The following is a 17,480-nucleotide window of genomic DNA, read 5'->3' as shown; positions in this document are numbered from 1 at the left end:
ACGTGCGTGAGTTGCGGTTCCTGCGCAGTGGGCGGCTGGCCTGGTACGAGTGTGCGGCGCCGGAGCTGATCGAACTCGGTGACGCGCTTGTACGGCCGTTCCTCGCGGGCCGATGCGACGGCGACACCGTGCCCATTCACCGCCCAGTGTCACGCGCCCTGCAGGCCGGGATGGCACTTGGCCTCGTCGATCCGGTCGTCGGAACCATTTGCGGCACAGTACCGTTCCGTGGACCGTTCGCCATCGGCCACGAATCCGTAGCCGAGGTCATCGCGCTCGGTCCGGACGTGACCAGTCTCCGGATCGGGCAACGAGTGGTGGTGCCGTGGGCGGTGTCCTGCGGCGCGTGCCCACTCTGCTTGCGCGGCCTCACGTCCAAGTGCGCCACCACCGTCGGCGACGGCGAAATCGCCGCGTACGGATTCGGGTCGGCCAGTGGAGCGTGGGGCGGCATGGTCGCCGACGTCCTGCGCGTTCCGTTCGCCGAGCACATGCTCGTGCCTGTGCCGTCTGGTGTCCCGCTGGCCCGGGCCGCGGCGGCGAGCGACAACCTCGCCGACGCCTGGCGTGCGGTGGTGCCCGGCCTGACTGCTCGTCCCGGCGGTTCGGTGCTTGTTCTTGGCTGTGGGGCGAAGAGCATCGGCCTCTACGCCGCCGGACTCGCCGTCGCCCACGGTGCCACCGACGTCGACTACGTTGACGACGACCTCGGGCGTCGAGCCATCGCCGAATCGCTTGGCGCACATGCACATCGAGCTGGACATCGGTCAGTCGGCCGCCGTGGCTACGACGTCGTCGTCGAAGCCACTTCCCGCGCCGCAGGTCTCCGGCAGGCCGTCCGTGCCCTGGCACCCGGCGGGGAATGCATCGCGGTCGGCTACTACATGGCCACCGGAACCCGCGTGCCCCTGATGCGGATGTACGCCACCGATGCCACCCTCCGCGTCGGTGTTTCCCACGCCCGCGCTGTCCTTCCGGATCTCCTGGCCTTCTTGCACCGCACCGGTTTCCCCGCTGAACGCGTCACCACCCTTGCCGCCCCCTGGGACGAGGCGCCCACCGCCTACACGGCCAGAACCACCAAACTCGTTCTGCACCGCGACCCCCTCACCGCCGACTCGGAGGCCGCACCGTGATCACCCTCCACCACACCCACCTCATGGCCACTGACATCGACGCCACCATTGCCTTCTGGCGCAACGGCTTCGACGCCGAGGTCGTCTACGACACCGAGTTCGCCGGAGCGCGCAACGTGTTCCTGCGCATCGGCACCGGACGCATCCACCTCTACGACCAGCCGCCGAAAACCATGGGCCAGGGCACCGTCCACCACATCGGCATCCAGACCGACGAGCTCGACGCTCTCGTGCGACACCTCAGGCAGCTCGGTGTGTCCGTCACCGACATCCGCCGCCACCCCACCGCGGACTACGCCATGGCGGAAGGACCTGACCACCTGCTCATCGAGCTCTTTCACCCACACACCGTCCCGCCCGAGCTGCGCGACTACTTCTCATAGGAGGGAACGCTGCATCCTGGCCGAGACGCTGACCGATGAAGCTGTGCCTAAAGGCGTGGGCCGGGTACCGGGGTCCATTGCCGGCATGGGTCGCCTGAGCAGGTGCGCAGGGTCGCCAGCTGGTTGGCGAGGGCTTGCTGGGTGGCCGCGTAGCGCGGGTCGTTGTGCACGCTGGTGAGCTGGAAGGGATCCTGTTGCAGGTCATAGAGTTCCCGCTCGCCGGTGGAATGCTCCACATAGGTCCATCGGGGTGCGCGCAGGCCGGTGTACCAGGCGCCGTTCTGTTTGGGGCCGGTCTCGATGACGATTCCGCGGGCGAACGATCCGGGGTCGTTGGCGATCGGCAGCAGTGAGCGCCCGTCCATGGGAAGCGCGGCAGTCGCGTCCGCGATGTCCAGGATCGTGGGTGCGAGGTCGATGTTGGCGGCGATCGTGGTGACTCGCTTGCCGACTGGCAAGCCGGGTCCCCGGATGATCAACGGCACCCGGAGGGACTCCTCATAGGGCACGATTTTGCCCGAGGGGATGCGATGCTCGCCCTGCATCCAGCCGTTGTCCGAGGTGAACATGATGACGGTGTTGTCCAGTTCGCCGGTGGTCCGCAGCGTGGAGATGATCCGCGTGACCGCCTCGTCCACAGCGAGCAGTGACTCCAGTCGTCCCTTGAGCCGTGCCTCGATTCGCTGTTCGGCGGCAGGGGTGATTCGGGGCCGGTTACGGACGGCGGCAGGTTTGTCGGAGACGTCGACCTCGTCGTAGTTGGGCGGTTTGGGGACGGTCACCGCGTCCAGGTCGCCGCGGTGGCGCGGTGCCGGGCGTGGGTTGCGCTCGGAGAGGTCCACTCCGTTGACAGCTCGTTCGCCATGTGGGGCCAGGGGAGCGAAGGACAGGAAGAACGGTTGCCCTGCCGGAGCCTTGCGGTTGATGTAGTCGACTGCTTTGTTGGCGTAGACGTCGGTTTGGTACAGCGCAGGGTCTTCCACGGCCGGTGAGCCGTACGTGCGCAAGGAGCCGTTCTCGTTGAGGGTGTAGCCCCACATGCTGTAGGTGCTTGGGTCTACCGAGCCGTACCACTCGCCCCATCCAGGCGGGACCTGCGTGGGGTTCGCGGTGCCGTAGCCGTTGAGGAATTTGCCGACATGTGCGGTGTTGTAGCCAGCCTGGCCCAGCCATACCGGCAGCGTCTGTTCGGCGCGTAGCTTGGCGTATCCGCCGTCTGGCGGTGCGTTGCCGAGCACGCCATGGTTGTGTGCGTACTGCCCGGTGAGGAATGTGCCGCGGGACGGGCAGCACAGCGAATAGGACACCACGCTGTTGTCGAAGCTGGTGCCCTGGTCGGCGAGCAACGAGCGCACGCCAGGCAGGTAGGGCAGGGCCGAGACGTTCATGTCGTCGACCATGATCACGACGACGTTGGGCTTGGCGGTCGCGGCATCGGCCGGTGCACCGGCCGTGATCGGTGCCGCGACGGCGGCAACAGCGAGCGCGACCGCCATGAGGCGGGATATGCGTGATTGAGACATGCGAGTCCTCCGATGGTGCAGGCGCAGCGGCGGAGCGTCGACGTCCTTGACAGTGTAAAAGTGAACAGCCGCAAGAAATGTAAGAGTTTTGTTCGGGAATGGTGATCTTTCCGGCATTGGCGGCCCGCTGTCGACAATGGACAGTCAGTTTCCGTGCTCGGCCAGCGTCCTTCCTTCGGGGCACTGGCTCCGCAACGCATTTGAATCGACGTGTTCAGGCTCAGCGGAATAGGCCGAACGGGCCTTGGCCGGGTGCGGGCGTGCCGCAGAGGCTTGCGGGCATTCGCACGCACAATGCTGGGGGATGCAGCATGGAACAGTTCCGCATCGACGTACCGCAGGCCGATCTGGACGATCTGCACGCCAGGCTGGCCGCGGCGAGGTGGCCGGACGACTCGCCGGAGGCGGGCTGGGACCGCGGTGTGCCGCTGGGGCATCTGCGGGAGCTGGCCGAGTACTGGCGGACCGGCTTCGACTGGCGCGCCCATGAAGCGGCACTCAACGAGTTCCCCCAGTTCGTCACGCAGATCGACGGCCAGCGCGTGCACTTCCTGCATGTCCGCTCGGTGAACCCGGATGCGATCCCGCTGCTGATCACGCACGGCTGGCCGGGATCGTTCGCCGAGTTCACCAAGATCATCGGTCCGTTGACCGACCCGGCCGCGCCGGTCTCGTTCCACGTCGTGGTGCCGTCGATCCCGGGGTTCGGCTTCTCCACGCCGGTGGCGCAGCCCGGCTGGGGACTGATGCGGGTCGCCGGCACGTTCGCCCAGCTGATGACCCACCTGGGCTACGAGCGCTTCGCCGCCCAAGGTGGGGACGCGGGCGCGGGCATCACCAGCGTGCTGGGCATGATCGCGCCGCACCGCGTGATCGGTACGCACCTCAACGGCCCGTCACTCCCGACGACCGGGATGCCGCCGCAGATCGAGGGCCTGTCCGACCGGGACAAGGTCCGGCTCGAGCGGCACGCCAAGTTCCTGCAGAACGGTGACGGGTACATCCGCATCCAGGCCACCCGGCCGCAGACGCTGGCGTACGCCCTGACCGACTCGCCGATCGGGCAGCTGGCGTGGATCGTGGAGAAGTTCCACGAGTGGACCGACCGGAACGACCTAGTCGACCGCGATCACCTGCTGACCAACATCAGCCTGTACTGGTTCACACGCAGCGGCGCGACCTCGGCGCACTTCCTCTACGAAGGCATGCGGGAATGGGCCGCGATGGCCGGTCAGGACATGAGCGGATGGGAGGCGCCACCAGCGCCGCCGCAGGCCGTCGCGGTGTTCGCGGCGGACAACTCGGTCAGGGCCGTGATCGATCCGGACGGCAAGGTCGACCGCTGGACCGAGTACGAGCACGGTGGGCACTTCGCCGCGATGGAGGTGCCGGACCTGCTGGTCGACGACATTCGGGCATTCTTCGCACCCATGGTGTGAGCACGCAAGCACCAGCAACGGCAGCACACGGTTCGTACCGGAACGTTCCGCTTACGCCCGGCCAGGTGTTGACGCGACAGTGTTCCTGCCGAAGTTCACACGACTGGAGGGCACGATGGAGCACCAGGCCGGGCGTCGCGGGGTCGTCCCGCTCACGGTCGCAGTCGGGATTCTGGTTGCGGCGACGGCGTTGTTCGCTGTGTTGTACGTGATGAAGCGCAGCGACATCGGCCGTCTGGCGGAACAGGTCGGCACGACCGAGAGCTCGATCGCCGACCGGACGGCACGCGTCGCCGCCATCACGTCCACAGTGGACGACATGAAGGCCGAGTATTCCAGGCTGACGACCACGAACACGGAGCTGCGCGCGTGTGCCAACGCCGCCAGGGACTCCATCGCCGCCGCGCAGCGGTCGGACAGGACAGGCTTCGACTCGGCGATGGCCAAGGCCTTCATCAACTGCAGGAGGTGACCACATGCACACTGCCAGATACGAAACCGGCCCCAGCGGCTACCACTCATTTCCGGCCCATGGCGCCTTTGCGGCGCAGTCGCAGCCACCTGGCTACGGCACCTTGACGCCGCCACCCCTACCGCCGTCGACTCCCGTGCGCGGCTCCCGTACCGGGATGACCGTGCTGATCGCGCTCGCCGCGTTGTTCTTGGTGACGACGGGAATTTTCGTGACACTGTTCCTGATCGCGGCCAGTGACCACACGAAAACAGTGACACAGCTTGACGATCGGCAACGGCAACTCACCGAATTGGACGATCGGGTGGCTGCGGCGGAGGCGGATCGCAAGCGGGCCGAAGAGCGTAACACCGCGGTGAAGTCGGCCAACGCGGACATCTCCGGCTGTGTCAAAGCCATGCAGCACTACCTTTGGGACGGCCTTGCCGAGGCGCAGCGGACCGCCGCGGCCCGTGACTTGCTCACCAAGTGCAAGTAGCCATTCCCGGCAGGCGAGGTTGGCAATAAGCTTGCCGCGCAACGACTGGGAGGGTCGAGCATGACCGACACGGTCTCCGTGGACGCGGCACCGGAGTTGTTCGGGCCGTACCGGATCGAGGAACTGCTCGGCCGGGGTGGCATGGGCGAGGTGCATCGCGCCTTCGACACCGTGCATGAACGTCATGTGGCGCTGAAACGCCTGCCGTTGCTCGCGGGCCGCGAGTTCGAGAACCGGTTCCGGCGCGAGGCGAGGATCGCGGAACAACTCCGTGCGCCACACGTGGTGCCGGTGCACGCGCACGGCGAGATCGACGGCCGCCTGTACATCGACATGCAGCTGATCGACGGGCCGGATCTCAAACGGCTGCTGGCCGACGGTCCACCGGCGCCGGAACGGACCGTCGAGATCCTCACCCAGGTGGCCCTCGCGCTCGACTCCGCGCACGCGCGTTCCGTGCTGCATCGGGATGTCAAGCCCGCCAACGTCATGCTGGACGCTGACGGTACCGCCTACCTGGGCGACTTCGGCATCGCCCGGCTGTTCACGCCGGACGTGACCCGGCTGACCGAGACCGGTGACGCCGTCGGCACGCTGGACTACATGGCGCCGGAACGCCTGACAGCAGGCGAAGCAGGGCCTGCGTCGGACGTGTACTCGTTGGCGTGCGTGCTGTTCCAGTGCCTTACCGGCCGGGTTCCCTTTCCCGCCGCGGACTCGGTCGGCAAACTCACCGCCCAGCTCAACGATCCGCCACCGGCGGCGTCGCTGTTCGACCGCTGGATCCCGCCCGCGATCGACCTCGTCATCCAGACCGGCATGGACAAGGATCCGCGCCGCCGATACCCGAGCGCGGGCGAGCTGATGGCCGCCGCGACGGCGGTCTTGACCGAAGCGCCCGCGAGCGCCCCGCCCGAAGCACCGCGTACCAACGACCGCGGCCAGTCATACTTCGTGCGGCTGCTGGCCGCTGTCGGCGATGCGCAGCAGACGGACAGCACTGACGTGATCCGCGACCAGTGCCCGTACCCGGGTCTGCAGAGCTTCGGCTCAGCCGACAGCCAGTGGTTCTTCGGCCGGGAACAGGCGGTCCGTGACCTGCTTGCCCGATTGTCCCGGCAGCGAGCCGACTCCGGGCCGCTGGTCGTGGTGGGCGCGTCGGGCGCGGGGAAGTCCTCGCTGTTGCACGCTGGGCTACTCGCCGCGCACGCGGGTGCGGCGAAAGTGGCGGCGCAACTGGCGATGACACCGGGTGCCCGTCCGATCGGCACGTTGGCGGCGCGTCTGGCGACGTTCCTGCATGCCGACCCGAACCACCTGGCGCGGCAATTGTATGAGCACCCCAGATCGTTCGGTGCCATGTGCCAGGCCGCGGTCAGGCACGTGGACGCGCCGATGCTCATCGTGATCGACCAGGCCGAGGAATTGTTCACGCAATGCGCTGATCCCCGTGAGCGCGAGGCGTTCGCGACCGCGCTGGCGACCGCGTGGCCAGCGCGTGTCGTGTTCGCGATGCGTGCGGACTTCGTGCAGCAGTTCATCACGCTGACCGCGCTGAAGCGGTCCCTGGACGCGCCCTACGTGCTGGGACCGATGACCGCCACGGAACTCGCGCGCGTGATCGTCAGTCCGGCCGAGGCCGCGGGGCTCGAGCTTGAGCCTGGCCTTGTCGACCGGCTCATCTCCGATGTCGGTGCGGGTGACGAACTCGGGGCGCTGCCCCGGCTCGCCCACGCGCTGCGGGAAACCTGGCACCACCGGGCCGGCAACCGGCTGACGTTGGCCGGATACCAGCAGACCGGGGGAGTCGACCGTGCTGTGGCGTTGACCGCTGACAGCATGTACATGCGGCTCAACGAGCCCGACCGGCATGCGTTGCGCGCCGCGGTGCTGCGGATGATCACGTTGCTGGACGGCGGTGGCATTGCCCGGCGCTGGGCGCACCGCGCGGAAGTGCCCAACCGTGTCGTGGAAAGCCTTGTCGCCGCGCGGCTTGTCACGATCGACGGAGACTATGTCCAGCTCAGCCACGACGCGTTGCTGACCGCGTGGCCGAGGTTACGGGGATGGGTGGCTGAGGATCGGGAAGGTCTGCTGGTCCGCCAGCAGCTCGGTGTCGCCGTCGCCCATTGGCAGACCAGCAGCCGGGACCGGTCCGACGTCTACCGTGGCGCGCGCCTTGCGGCAGCACAGGAATGGGCTGCCGGGCGGACCGATCTCACGCCGGACGAGCGAGCGTTCCTGAAAGCCAGTGACCGGGAGCGGCGGCGGCGAACCCGGCGGCTGCAAGGTGCGGTGGCTGGATTGGCCGTGCTGCTCGTCGCGGCGCTGGTCGCGGGCGTGCTCGCGTTGGTCGCGCGCAACGAGGCCGAACAAGGAAGACGGGACGCGTTGTCACGGCAGCTGGCGGCCGAGTCGCAGGCCCAGGCGGAAGTGAATCCCGTTGGCGCGATGCGCAAAGCGGTCGAGAGCTGGCGGGCCAGCCCCACCGTGGAGGCCCGTGGCGCGCTGCTGTCCGCACCGCTGATCACGTACCCGTCCGCGTTCACAACCGGACTGTCCAATGTGTCCGCTGTGGACGTCAGCCCGGACGGCGCACTGGTCGCGGTAGGGTCGGGCGGCGGCAAGATCGTGGTGTGGGACGTCAGGAAACGCGGTCCTGTGCACACCGGTATCACCGCCAAGGGATTCGTCTCCGCGGTGAAGTTCTCGCCCGATGGAACCCTGCTGGCCACTTCGGACGTCGACCGGAACGGTGATGTCAACGCGAGCTCCATCCGGATCTGGGATACCGTCAACGGCCGGGAGATCGCCAGGCTCGCGGACGAGCTGCCCGCGATCGGGCAGCTCGCCTGGCGGCCTGATCAGCCGGTGGTCGCGGCTTTGCTGCCGCAGGAGGGCGACAAGCGCGGCATCGGCGAGTTGGACGCCCGGACCGGCAGGCTGATCAAGACCATCGCCAAGGGCGTTGTCGACCCGACGAGCATCGCCTACAGCTCGACCGGTGACCGGCTGGCCATCGGCCGGGGCGATGGCAGCGTGGAACTGTGGGACACGGCAACGTCCACTCGGGTCAGTCGGCAGACCGGCCACGCAGACGCCACGACCAGGCGTGGCCCCGGCGGCATCATGCCGGTGCAGGTGACGTTCTCGGGCTCACTGCTGGCCAGTTCGAGCGTGCTGGACAACATGATCCGGCTGTGGGATCCCCGCACCGGCGCCCCAGGACTGGCTTTTCCCGATGTCACACGTCAGGCGGACTCGGCAGGGGCGGCGGGACCGAGCTCGTTGAGGTTCACCCCCGACGGCAGAACCCTGTACACCAACAGTGATCTCAACTCGATCACCGCGTGGGATCCGCTCAACGGCACCTTCCTCGGCAACCGGCTGCAAGGCCCGCGCGAGGGCACCACGGTGGGTCAGACGGTGATGGCGATCGCGGTCTCCCGGGACGGGCGAACGTGGGTGGCGGCGAACAGCGACGGCACCGTGCAACGCTGGAGCACCAACACGAACTGGTACGCCGACCCCCGCGCCTCGGTGATGAGCCTCGCGTTCCACCCCGACAACAAGGAGATCTCGGCCGGTGATGCCGAAAGTGGACTGTATACATGGGACGCGCAGACCGGCGCGGAGATCGTCAGGACGACCGAGCAGAGCGGGGGAGTCCTCGCGGTCTCCTACACCCCGGACGGTACCCGGATCACCGCGACGGGCAACGCCACATTCACCGTGACGCCACCGGATCGCGCGGCCAAGCCGCGAACGGTCACCCTTCCTGGCCGGCTGTTCATCGGCCGGGGTGCGTTGACCGTGTCCCCGGACGGCCGATGGTTCGCCGCGGTACACCAGCCGGCGAGCGTCACACCCAACACGCAGGACTACAAGATCACAGTGTGGGACGTCAGGACGCTCGCCGAGGACGCTGTGCTCGAGATGGGCTCGCAGTGGCCGTTGGATCTGACTTTCTCGCCCAGCAACGACAAGCTGCTCGCGTTGACCAGTTCGGCGGGGACGGGAATCACCGGCAGCGACCCCGACGGCAAGAACGCGGCGAGCATGGTGACGTGGAGTACTGTCGGTTTCGTTGACGCGGCCCGCACACCGCTCGGCGGCAACACACTCAACACTGTGACCTACACGCCGGACGGCAAGTCCTTGATCACCGCAGGTGTCAGTGGAGTGCTGCAGGTCCGTGACGCTGTCACCGGTGAGATGCGTAAGGAGTTCGGCCGGCACCCGTCCATGGTCCGCCGGATCGCGATCTCCCCGGACGGGCGCCTGCTCGCTTCGGTGACCGCCCAGGACTCGACCGTGCGGCTGTGGAACCTCGACACGTTCCAGCATGTCGCCGACCTCAACGCCCACTTGTCGCCACTCAACGACATCGTGTTCTCGCCGGACGGCCGCCAGTTGGCCAGCGGCGGCACCGACACCAACGTCGCGGTGTGGCGAGTCGACCCGGACGACGTTGTCCGCCAAGTGTGCGCGAACATCGACGAGGCGACCCTGGGCAAGACCGGCTGCGGCTGACGTATTCTCGGCTCCTCGACTTTTCTGCGAGGAGCGTCATGCTGCAGGCGATGGTGCGTGGGAGCGATCTGCACCCGATGCGTTTCGCGTCTGGTGAGCGTCTGGTGTTCGGTCGCGACCCGCACGGCAGCCCGCAACGGCCCGGCCGCGTCGCCTTGCGATTGCCAGGGTGCGCCCCGCACGTCTCGGGAGTGCTCGCCGAGCTTGTCGTCGGTCAGGAGGCTGCGCTGCTGCGCTGGCTGGGCGCGGGCGAAGGCCGGTTGTCCAGCCTGCTGGACGCGCCCGGCGGCGCCCGGCGAGTGACGCTTGTCCGTGGCATGTCGGCGATGCTCGACCTTGGGAAGAACGAACTCGTTGTGCTGAGCGGAAAACAGGTCGGTCACGAGCTGTACACCGACCTCTTGCTGACGTTCGCCATCACCGCACACGACGCGACCACCGACGAGTCGCTCACACCCAGCCGCCGGGACACCGAACACAAACCGCACATCCGAAAAGGACAGTTGGCGAGGTATTCCAAGGAGTGGTACGTCGCTCTCGCGCTGGCCGAGCCATGGCTCGCCGGCGACGACGACTCACCGTTCCCGCCGACCAATCGCCGGATATACGAGCGCGTACGCGAATGGCGCGCAGGCGACGCGTGGAATCTCGACCGCACCCAACGCGTTGACGACGCGATCCGCGCCATCTCCCGGGTCGCGTTCGGCGAACTGGCCGATCCGTACTCCGAGGCACGCCACGGCCGCATCCAGAACCCCCGGTTCGCCGTCGGCAAACGGATAGCCGAATATCGCCTGGTTACAGCCGAAGACCTGGCCGAGGTCCATAACGCTGTCCGGTGATCTTGTCGATGAAACCAGCTGTGCGGCTTTGTCGGCGCGGTCGTGTAAGACGCGGGTTGTGAGGACCGTGCGGCCGTGGCGGTGCTGTCTGTTCTCAGTCGGTCAGCAACAGGGTGTAGAGGTTCTTGATCAGGCCATCCTGCACGAGATCGACCCGAAACAGTGGCCGGCCTTCACCGACGAACAACTCCGCCAGGCCGTCAGCTCCGGGTTCGCCCCGGGACACCAGATCCCCCAACCGTTCCTGGATCAGGTGCGCGACATGGACTTCCACGTGTTCGCCGCAACGTCACAGGCGATCGGCGCGTACCTCGACGAGCACGCGCTGCCGGAACGGCTGGCGAGGCTTGGCAAACCGTTGCTGGTGATCTTCGGCGAGGAAGATCGCAGGTGGCGCTCCTCGTCCGCCGCCGAGTACCGCGCCGTTCCCGGTGCGAGGGCTGAGATGCTGCCCGGCCTCGGCCATTCCCCCAACCTCGAAGATCCGGCACGGACCGCCGTGCCCCTCTTGGCCTTCACCGCGAATCACGCCCCTCAGGGCGATTGAAGGCTCACGTTCGATGCCCGTCCGGCTCACGGTCAGGGACTGGGCTTTTCCTGTGTACAGGTGCATTTGTTGCCCAGTCGCCAGTAGACCGCGACCGCGCTCAGCCGAAGTCGAGTCCGAGTCGGTCCGTGAGGGTTTTCGCCTGTTCGTCCGTCGCGAGTACGTAGTAGCTGTCCTCGCCGGAGTCCCGCAGTGGCATCGCGTGGAACCTGCGGTCGTCGTCCGGTTCGAGCAGGTGGATGAACTCGTACACCGCGAGGTGGTCCATGTATTCGTCCGACATGTGCTCGACGTGCCAGTAGGTCGGCACGCCGTTGCGCACGAAGTGCAGTTGCTTGCCGTCTTCGGTGAGCCGGACGTCGGTGATCGTCACGGCGTTGCCGGAACAGGCTGCGGCGTCCTGGAGCAGGTGGTTGTAGCTGGTCTCGAGGTCGTCTACGTCGCCGCCGTGCACGGCGATCGCGACGCCGAGCTCGACGAGGAGTTCCGGCACGTCCTCGTCATCCCACGGTTCGTCGTCCAGTTCGTCCGGTAATGCCGTGAGCATGCCGATCTCGACTAGCAGGGTCGCCACTTCGGTGGGAGTTGTCGTCATGCGACACATGGTGGCAGCGCGATGATCTCCGTGGAGGCGGTTTCAGATGACTTTGGCCGACGAGGACTAGACCTCGCCTCGTGGGTGCTTTCCGGCCGAGGAAGGAAAGCACCCACGAGGAGAGAAGGATCAGAACGGAAGCGGCGCTCGAACGACGTCCAGCTCGTTCGGGTTGACCGCGGGGAACTCGCCGGCTGACTGGAACCCGACGTCGGCCCAGCGCCGCACAATGTCGGTCGCCGCGATGCGGTCGCTGCCGGCGAGGAGGGAGATCCGCGCCCCGTGGGTCGCGCCAGGTGCGGTGTAGCTGTGGGAGTCGTGCTGACTCGGCGTGAACCGCTCCGCACCCCAGGGGTCGTTCTGCCCGTTGATGAACAGGATCCGCTGTGACTGGGTACGCACCCACTGGTCCATGTCGAGCATCGGACCCGGGCGGTGCGGCCGGTGCAGTTCACCCGGAACGTTGGAGTACACGGTCGACGAGTCTGGGTACTTGAGGTAGCCACGCAGGTGCGCGAACTGCGGCTGCGGCCAGCCGAGCTCGGTCATCGCGTGGAAGTAGTACGGCGTCATCTGACCGAGGTTCTGGTCGGCGAAGGAACCGAAGTTGACGGTGGCGTTGATGTACTCGTAGATCTGTTCGGTGGTGACCGAGGTCGCAGGCACCTTCCCGCACTCGGTCTGGCCGAAGTACTGCCAGAACGCCCAGCCGAGCATCATCGCCGACTTCTCGAACGCCTTGTCAACGCTGCCAACGATCTTGTCGTAGGTCCAGCCGTACTTGGCCGCGTACTCGGTCAGCAGAGCGACCAGCTCCGGGCGGCGCTTGAACGCCTCCACCTGGAGGTCGGCGAGCGCGGCGCGGCAGGCATCGGTACCGACCGTGGCGAAGAACCGGTCGTAGGCGCTGTCCTCGTCGTTGATGTGGTCGTTCGGGGCCACGTACGCGACAACGCCGTCCACATCAAGCGGGTAGAACCGGCTGTGGTAGATCGAGGCCATCCCGCCCTTGCTGGCCCCGCTGGACAGCCACTTCCTGGGGTAGAGCGGCTTGAGAGCAGCTACCAGCCGGTGGTGGTCGGTGGCCGCCTGCCAGACGGTGAGGTGGTCCCAGTTCGCCGGCTCTGGCTGGGATGGGGGAAAGAACCGGTGCTCGACCGAGATCTGGTTGCCGTCGACGAGCTGCGTCGGTTCGCTGCGAAACGAGGTCGGGTAGAGGTTGTACCCGGTGGTGTGCAGGATCATCGGCCGGTCGGCCGACTTGTGCACCAACTGGAACCGTTGCTGGAAGGTGGCTCCGTGCGGCTGGCGGTGGTCGACGGGCTGGGTGTAGCCGAGTACGAAGTACCGGTGGTCCGGGATTGGTGGCGGGCCCTCGGAAAGCACCGTCAGTCCCGGGATCCGCTTGAGCTGGTCGAGGATGTCCTCCTCGGGCGCGGCGCCCGCCGCACCCACCGGGCCGAGCAGCCCAGCGACGACCGCGACCGCCGCAGTTGCTCGTAATCTGGTTAACAAGTTGAGTTTCCTTTCGTGCGTACGTCGCTTGTCATTTGGCGGCAACTACTTGGTGGTGCGGCGTTACGCGTGTACTGAAAGGACGGCTGGGCGTGCGGCCGCAGCGGTTCCCGCGGTCGGCACCGGCAGCGGGTGCGGCGCGATGTCGATGTCACCGTTCGGGAGCACGCCGTCGACGAGGTATTCCTTGCCGATCCGCTGTGCCTCCCAGTTGACCATCGCCGTGTTGCTGCCGAACACGCAGTGGGTGCCCGAGCCGCGCTCGGTCACCAGCACCGAACTGGGCAGCTGCTTGTGCATCGCGACCGTGTTCACGTACGGCGTCGCGGAGTCCCCGTCGGTGCCGAACATCAGGATCGGCGGCAGGTTCCTGCCCGAAGGCACGACGCGCTGGTCGTGTCCGGCGGGCCAGTTGGCGCAGGCGGACGGGATCGATACGTTGTACCAGGCGAAATCGCTGGTCTTGGCCAGCTCGCTGAAGTCGCGTTCGATCTTCGTCCGGTCCGCCGGGGCGTCGGAGTCGATGCAGGCGATCGAGATCATCCCGGCGATGAAGCTCTCGCCTGCCGCGCCGCCCGCGGGAGTCGCCCAGTCCAGCACGGCCCGTTCGTCACCGCGCAGCACGTAGTCGGCCATCGCCTTCGCGAGCGGCTCCCAGTAGAGCTCGTGGGAGAGGTTGGCGATGTAGACGTCCATCAGCTCCACCGCGCCGACGTTCTTGAGCGGCCCGCGCGGCTGCTTGCGGAAGTCGCCGAGCATCTTCTGCCACGCCGCGTTCACCTGTTCGTAGGTCTTGCCGAGGTGGAACACGGTGTCGTACCTGGCGATCCAGTTCAGGTAGTCACGTTCGCGGGCAACGCCCGCGGTGACCTGCCCGGTCGAGTTGTGGTACCACATCTGCGGTTCCACCGGGTTCATCGAACTGTCGAGGATCATCCGGTCGACCCGGCCCGGGTACAGCTCGGCGTAGGCGCTGCCGAGATAGGTGCCGTAGGAGTAGCCCAGGTAGCTGATGCGTTCCTCGCCGAGCAGTGTGCGCACGTGATCCATGTCCCGGATCACGTTGCGGCTGCCGATGTGCTTCAGCTTGTCGCCGTTCTTCTCCGCGCACGAGCGGGCGAAGGCCTTCCAGCGCTCCCAGCTCTTGTCCCGCTCTTCAGGCAGGTCCGGGTCGGGCTGCAGCTGGCGCCAGTAGTCCTCGCCGACGCAGCTCAGTGGCTCGCTGTGGCCGGTGCCGCGCGAGTCGACCCCGATGATGTCGTAGGCCTCAAGCACTTCCTTGGGCAGCCGGGTGTATCCGGTCGTGTTCGGATGCGACAGCTTGCCCGCCTGCATCACTGCCGAACCCGAGGGGCCGCCGGGGTTGACGAACAGCACGCCGCGCCGTTTCGCCGGATTGGTGCTGGCGTGCCTCGAGACGAGCACGTTCATCCGGGCGCCGAACGGGCGCGAGTAGTCGAGCGGGACGTTGACCGTCGCGCATTTCAGTCCCGGGTACACCTGCGCGACATCTTGCGGGCAGGCCCCGAATTCAAGCTGTGGAGCGGCGTACGCCGATGTGCTGACGGCCGCCGCAGTGCCGACGGTGAGCACCGCGGTCAGGCCGAGCGTAAGGAATTTTCTCATTCGCACCCCAGTTCGTATTGGATCTTCGACGTGTATCGATAGCGTCCTGAGTCCGGCGTCGGCAACCCGCTTCAGCTGGGCGTGAAACCAGGGAGCGACAATGGATTGACCGACAAGCGGCTGGTGAAGGCAACAAGGGATCCATAGTGGACAGTAGGAGTAGCGCGAAACCAGGCGACGACGCCAAGTCAATCGTCGTGAGCACCTCGACGTGGGATCACGTCGAGGTGCTCACGAACTGCTGCAATTAACGGAGCCGGATAGGCGGTGGGGCGTGACCGAACGTGCCGACCGAACCGTCGCCGTAACTGAGCCAGCTACCCAGGGGAGCCACCTGGCCGACACCCGGTGCCCGGTAGTCGCATACTCCCTCTGGGAACGTCGATCGCAACCGATCTTTATCCAATGCGGACAGTGGGACGCGGTACTCGGCGAAGTCGACGGGCCGCGGGCGGCACTTGAGGATGTCCAACGCCAAGGGTGCACCGGCGACCAGGCGTGGGTTCGTGCCCACTGGATACTGGGTGGCGCACGGACCGCTGGCGGGGTAGGTCAACGGGCTGACAATCCGTTCGGTCGCTGCGAGGTAGCAGCCGTCTCCCAGATCACTCGGCTTGTTGGCGATCACCTTCTGCTGGGCCGATCGCTGGCTGTGGTCAGCGGCTATGGCGGCCAGCCAGCGGTCCATGGCCGCCAGTTGGTACCGGCTGGCTTCCGCCGTCTGGTCCGGGGTTCGCTGGTTCTGGATGATCACCTGGTTGGCCGCGGTGCCGTTGGCCTGCTGGAGCCTGGTGCGCATGACGAATGACCACTCCGTGGTGTGGATGTCACCGAGGAACCCGCCGTGGTCCAGATTGGTGCGCTGGTCGATGATCGGCGTGGTGCGCAGCCCGAGCGAGCCGGAGACGAGAACGTTGTCCCGGTATGCGGCGGTCAACGCGCGCTGGTCCGCCGTGGTGCGGCGGCCAACAGGATTGCCCTCGACGTCGAAGCCGCCGATCCGCTGGTTCAGGGTGAGGAATTGGTCGATCGTGATGTGCCTGTCGTTGAGTGCCTGAAGCCCATACTGGACTCCGACATTGTCGAGCGCGCTGCGGGCGAACCCGGTCCGCGGGTCGATCCCGAACTGGTTGGCCAGTTGCTGGTTCATGCTGCACTTGACGCCGTCCGGGTTCGTGTCGCGGTTCCACATCGCCTCGGCCGGGATGGCGTTGCTGACCGAGAAAATCTGCTTGTTGCAGCTTCCGGTCGGCGTGATCCGGTTGGCGAAGGACTGGTCCCACGAGACACAGCTGCTGTAGGCCGGGAACCCGGCGATCGCCTGGCGCTGATCCGGTGAGAACGCCCCGCCAGGCCCGGCGAAGAAGTCCTCCAGCAGGGCGCAGTCACTGGTCACCCGCATGACGCTGAGCGGGTCCGGAAAGGACACCCCTGGGACGATTCCGTCCAGGATTCCCGGATAGGTGTCGGCGATGGCGTACTGCTGGATCGCACCGCCCGATCCGCCCCAGCCGATCGTGTACCGCACCGGGCCGTAGGTGTTGACGAAGTGCTCCTTGACCATCATCGCGGCTTCGGCGGACAACATGGTGCTGCAGTTCTGGTCCAGCACGTTGAGCGTCGACGACGCGACCGCGTAACCCTGGGACAACATGAGGTCGTTGAGCACGCCGCCGGTCGAGTTGCCTTGGTGGTAGCCACCGTTGCAGCCGCCACCGAACGAATACACAAGCCTGCCATTCCACGCCGGCTCTGGCCGGAGCGCGGACGGCGTCGCACCGTCGGTCAACGCAGCGATCTGGTAGACAGCGCGGTCGATGGTGCCTGTTTCGACACGCACGACATAGGGCACGCTGCGATCGTCCACTGTGGCCGTCGCCAGATCTGCCGGTCGGGAAGCCGGGTCAGCCAGCGGGGCGAACCGGCCAGCGGTGTTCCGGTACTGGTAGCTCACCACCGCCGGTGCGGAGCAATCCGGCTGGGTCGCCGGTTCGAGACCGAAAGCCGTTGTCTCGCAGAAGAACGGCTGCTGCTGAGGTCCGGAGAACACAGGGCCTGTGCTCGGACGGACCGTCAGACGCGCTGTCCCGTGCCCGTTTCGAGCGGTCGCCGTGATCTGGTGACTGCCCGGCGTCAGTCCGGTGACCAGTCCCAGCACGCTGCCGTCGGGCTGGGACTGGAACACGGTCGTGACGTCCCGGCCGTCCTGGGTCACCCGCAGACCGGGTGCGGCCGGGCTGATCCTGAGCAGAGTCCGGGTTCCACTGATCAACTCGGGGCGCGGGTTGGCCACGGTGGTGATCGCCAGCGGCTGGCCGGCCTCGGCCTGGAGGGCGGATCCCGTGGCCAGCAAAGCAGCCACGAGAACGAGTGCTCTCAACATGGTCACGT

14 protein-coding genes are annotated in these 17,480 nt (G+C 66.9%); 8 read left to right on the top strand and 6 right to left on the bottom strand.

From position 1 onward, the window contains the following. The first annotated feature begins 2 nt into the window (after window positions 1-2). Window positions 3-1,136 carry a zinc-dependent alcohol dehydrogenase gene (locus B9C43_RS44830; protein WP_084433504.1) on the top strand — a complete coding sequence of 378 codons (1,134 nt, stop codon included), beginning with the start codon at window positions 3-5 and terminating at the stop codon, window positions 1,134-1,136. Then, window positions 1,133-1,519, top strand: coding sequence for a VOC family protein (locus tag B9C43_RS44825; protein ID WP_084433437.1), 387 nt, complete (start codon window positions 1,133-1,135; stop codon window positions 1,517-1,519). The genes B9C43_RS44830 and B9C43_RS44825 overlap by 4 nt, the downstream gene beginning before the upstream one ends. A gap of 47 nt (window positions 1,520-1,566) precedes the next feature. Here the strand turns inward: B9C43_RS44825 and B9C43_RS44820 are convergent, their stop codons facing one another. Further along, a complete protein-coding gene (locus B9C43_RS44820; protein ID WP_160097148.1) occupies window positions 1,567-3,015 on the bottom strand; it encodes a sulfatase family protein in 1,449 nt (482 codons plus the stop codon). A 338-nt stretch (window positions 3,016-3,353) separates the two neighbouring features. On the opposite strand from B9C43_RS44820, the gene B9C43_RS44815 reads away from it, so the two are divergent. From B9C43_RS44815 to B9C43_RS44795, 5 genes are all read left to right on the top strand, one after another. Continuing rightward, a complete protein-coding gene (locus B9C43_RS44815; protein WP_084433435.1) occupies window positions 3,354-4,481 on the top strand; it encodes an epoxide hydrolase family protein in 1,128 nt (375 codons plus the stop codon). Between the two features lie 79 nt (window positions 4,482-4,560). Further along, complete coding sequence (locus B9C43_RS44810; protein WP_084433434.1) at window positions 4,561-4,953, top strand: hypothetical protein; 393 nt, start codon at window positions 4,561-4,563, stop codon at window positions 4,951-4,953. A 4-nt stretch (window positions 4,954-4,957) separates the two neighbouring features. Next, a complete protein-coding gene (locus B9C43_RS44805; RefSeq protein WP_143447044.1) occupies window positions 4,958-5,431 on the top strand; it encodes a hypothetical protein in 474 nt (157 codons plus the stop codon). 60 nt (window positions 5,432-5,491) lie between these two features. Beyond that, on the top strand, window positions 5,492-9,964 hold the full coding sequence (locus B9C43_RS44800) for a WD40 repeat domain-containing serine/threonine protein kinase (protein WP_084433433.1): 4,473 nt from the start codon (window positions 5,492-5,494) through the stop codon (window positions 9,962-9,964). Between the two features lie 38 nt (window positions 9,965-10,002). Continuing rightward, window positions 10,003-10,806: a hypothetical protein gene (locus tag B9C43_RS44795; protein ID WP_200825975.1), complete on the top strand. Its 804-nt coding sequence runs from the start codon at window positions 10,003-10,005 to the stop codon at window positions 10,804-10,806. A 94-nt stretch (window positions 10,807-10,900) separates the two neighbouring features. On the opposite strand, the gene B9C43_RS57905 is transcribed toward B9C43_RS44795, so the two are convergent. Next, the gene (locus B9C43_RS57905) at window positions 10,901-11,080 is read right to left on the bottom strand and encodes a hypothetical protein (protein ID WP_084433432.1); all 180 of its coding nucleotides are present in this window, start codon (window positions 11,078-11,080) and stop codon (window positions 10,901-10,903) included. Here B9C43_RS57905 and B9C43_RS57900 point away from each other — a divergent pair. Then, on the top strand, window positions 11,069-11,353 hold the full coding sequence (locus B9C43_RS57900; RefSeq protein WP_143447043.1) for an alpha/beta fold hydrolase: 285 nt from the start codon (window positions 11,069-11,071) through the stop codon (window positions 11,351-11,353). The genes B9C43_RS57905 and B9C43_RS57900 overlap by 12 nt on opposite strands. Before the next feature lie 100 nt (window positions 11,354-11,453). Here B9C43_RS57900 and B9C43_RS44780 read toward each other — a convergent pair whose 3' ends face one another. From B9C43_RS44780 to B9C43_RS44765, 4 genes are all read right to left on the bottom strand, one after another. Continuing rightward, on the bottom strand, window positions 11,454-11,948 hold the full coding sequence (locus B9C43_RS44780; RefSeq protein WP_084433430.1) for a hypothetical protein: 495 nt from the start codon (window positions 11,946-11,948) through the stop codon (window positions 11,454-11,456). A gap of 129 nt (window positions 11,949-12,077) precedes the next feature. Then, window positions 12,078-13,463: a S28 family serine protease gene (locus B9C43_RS44775; protein WP_160097146.1), complete on the bottom strand. Its 1,386-nt coding sequence runs from the start codon at window positions 13,461-13,463 to the stop codon at window positions 12,078-12,080. Window positions 13,464-13,526: 63 nt separating this feature from the next. Further along, window positions 13,527-15,089, bottom strand: a complete 1,563-nt coding sequence (locus B9C43_RS44770) for an alpha/beta hydrolase (RefSeq protein ID WP_084433428.1) — start codon at window positions 15,087-15,089, stop codon at window positions 13,527-13,529. A 247-nt stretch (window positions 15,090-15,336) separates the two neighbouring features. Continuing rightward, window positions 15,337-17,472: a DUF6351 family protein gene (locus B9C43_RS44765; protein WP_084433427.1), complete on the bottom strand. Its 2,136-nt coding sequence runs from the start codon at window positions 17,470-17,472 to the stop codon at window positions 15,337-15,339. Between the last annotated feature and the right edge of the window lie 8 nt (window positions 17,473-17,480).

Origin of the sequence: Kibdelosporangium aridum, assembly GCF_900176515.1 — a bacterium.
GTDB lineage: Bacteria > Actinomycetota > Actinomycetes > Mycobacteriales > Pseudonocardiaceae > Kibdelosporangium > Kibdelosporangium aridum.
The sequence above is the reverse complement of the archived record's forward strand: the minus strand, read 5'-3'. Positions and strand labels throughout refer to the sequence as shown.

Excerpts from the sequence above, each read along its gene's own strand:
- B9C43_RS44820 (WP_160097148.1), bottom strand. The coding sequence starts at position 3,015 with ATGGCGGTCGCGCTCGCTGTTGCCGCCGTCGCGGCACCGATCACGGCC.
- B9C43_RS44815 (WP_084433435.1), top strand. The coding sequence starts at position 3,354 with ATGGAACAGTTCCGCATCGACGTACCGCAGGCCGATCTGGACGATCTG.
- B9C43_RS44805 (WP_143447044.1), top strand. The coding sequence starts at position 4,958 with ATGCACACTGCCAGATACGAAACCGGCCCCAGCGGCTACCACTCATTT.
- B9C43_RS44800 (WP_084433433.1), top strand. The coding sequence starts at position 5,492 with ATGACCGACACGGTCTCCGTGGACGCGGCACCGGAGTTGTTCGGGCCG.
- B9C43_RS44795 (WP_200825975.1), top strand. The coding sequence starts at position 10,003 with ATGCTGCAGGCGATGGTGCGTGGGAGCGATCTGCACCCGATGCGTTTC.
- B9C43_RS57900 (WP_143447043.1), top strand. The coding sequence starts at position 11,069 with ATGGACTTCCACGTGTTCGCCGCAACGTCACAGGCGATCGGCGCGTAC.
- B9C43_RS44780 (WP_084433430.1), bottom strand. The coding sequence starts at position 11,948 with ATGACGACAACTCCCACCGAAGTGGCGACCCTGCTAGTCGAGATCGGC.
- B9C43_RS44770 (WP_084433428.1), bottom strand. The coding sequence starts at position 15,089 with ATGAGAAAATTCCTTACGCTCGGCCTGACCGCGGTGCTCACCGTCGGC.
- B9C43_RS44765 (WP_084433427.1), bottom strand. The coding sequence starts at position 17,472 with ATGTTGAGAGCACTCGTTCTCGTGGCTGCTTTGCTGGCCACGGGATCC.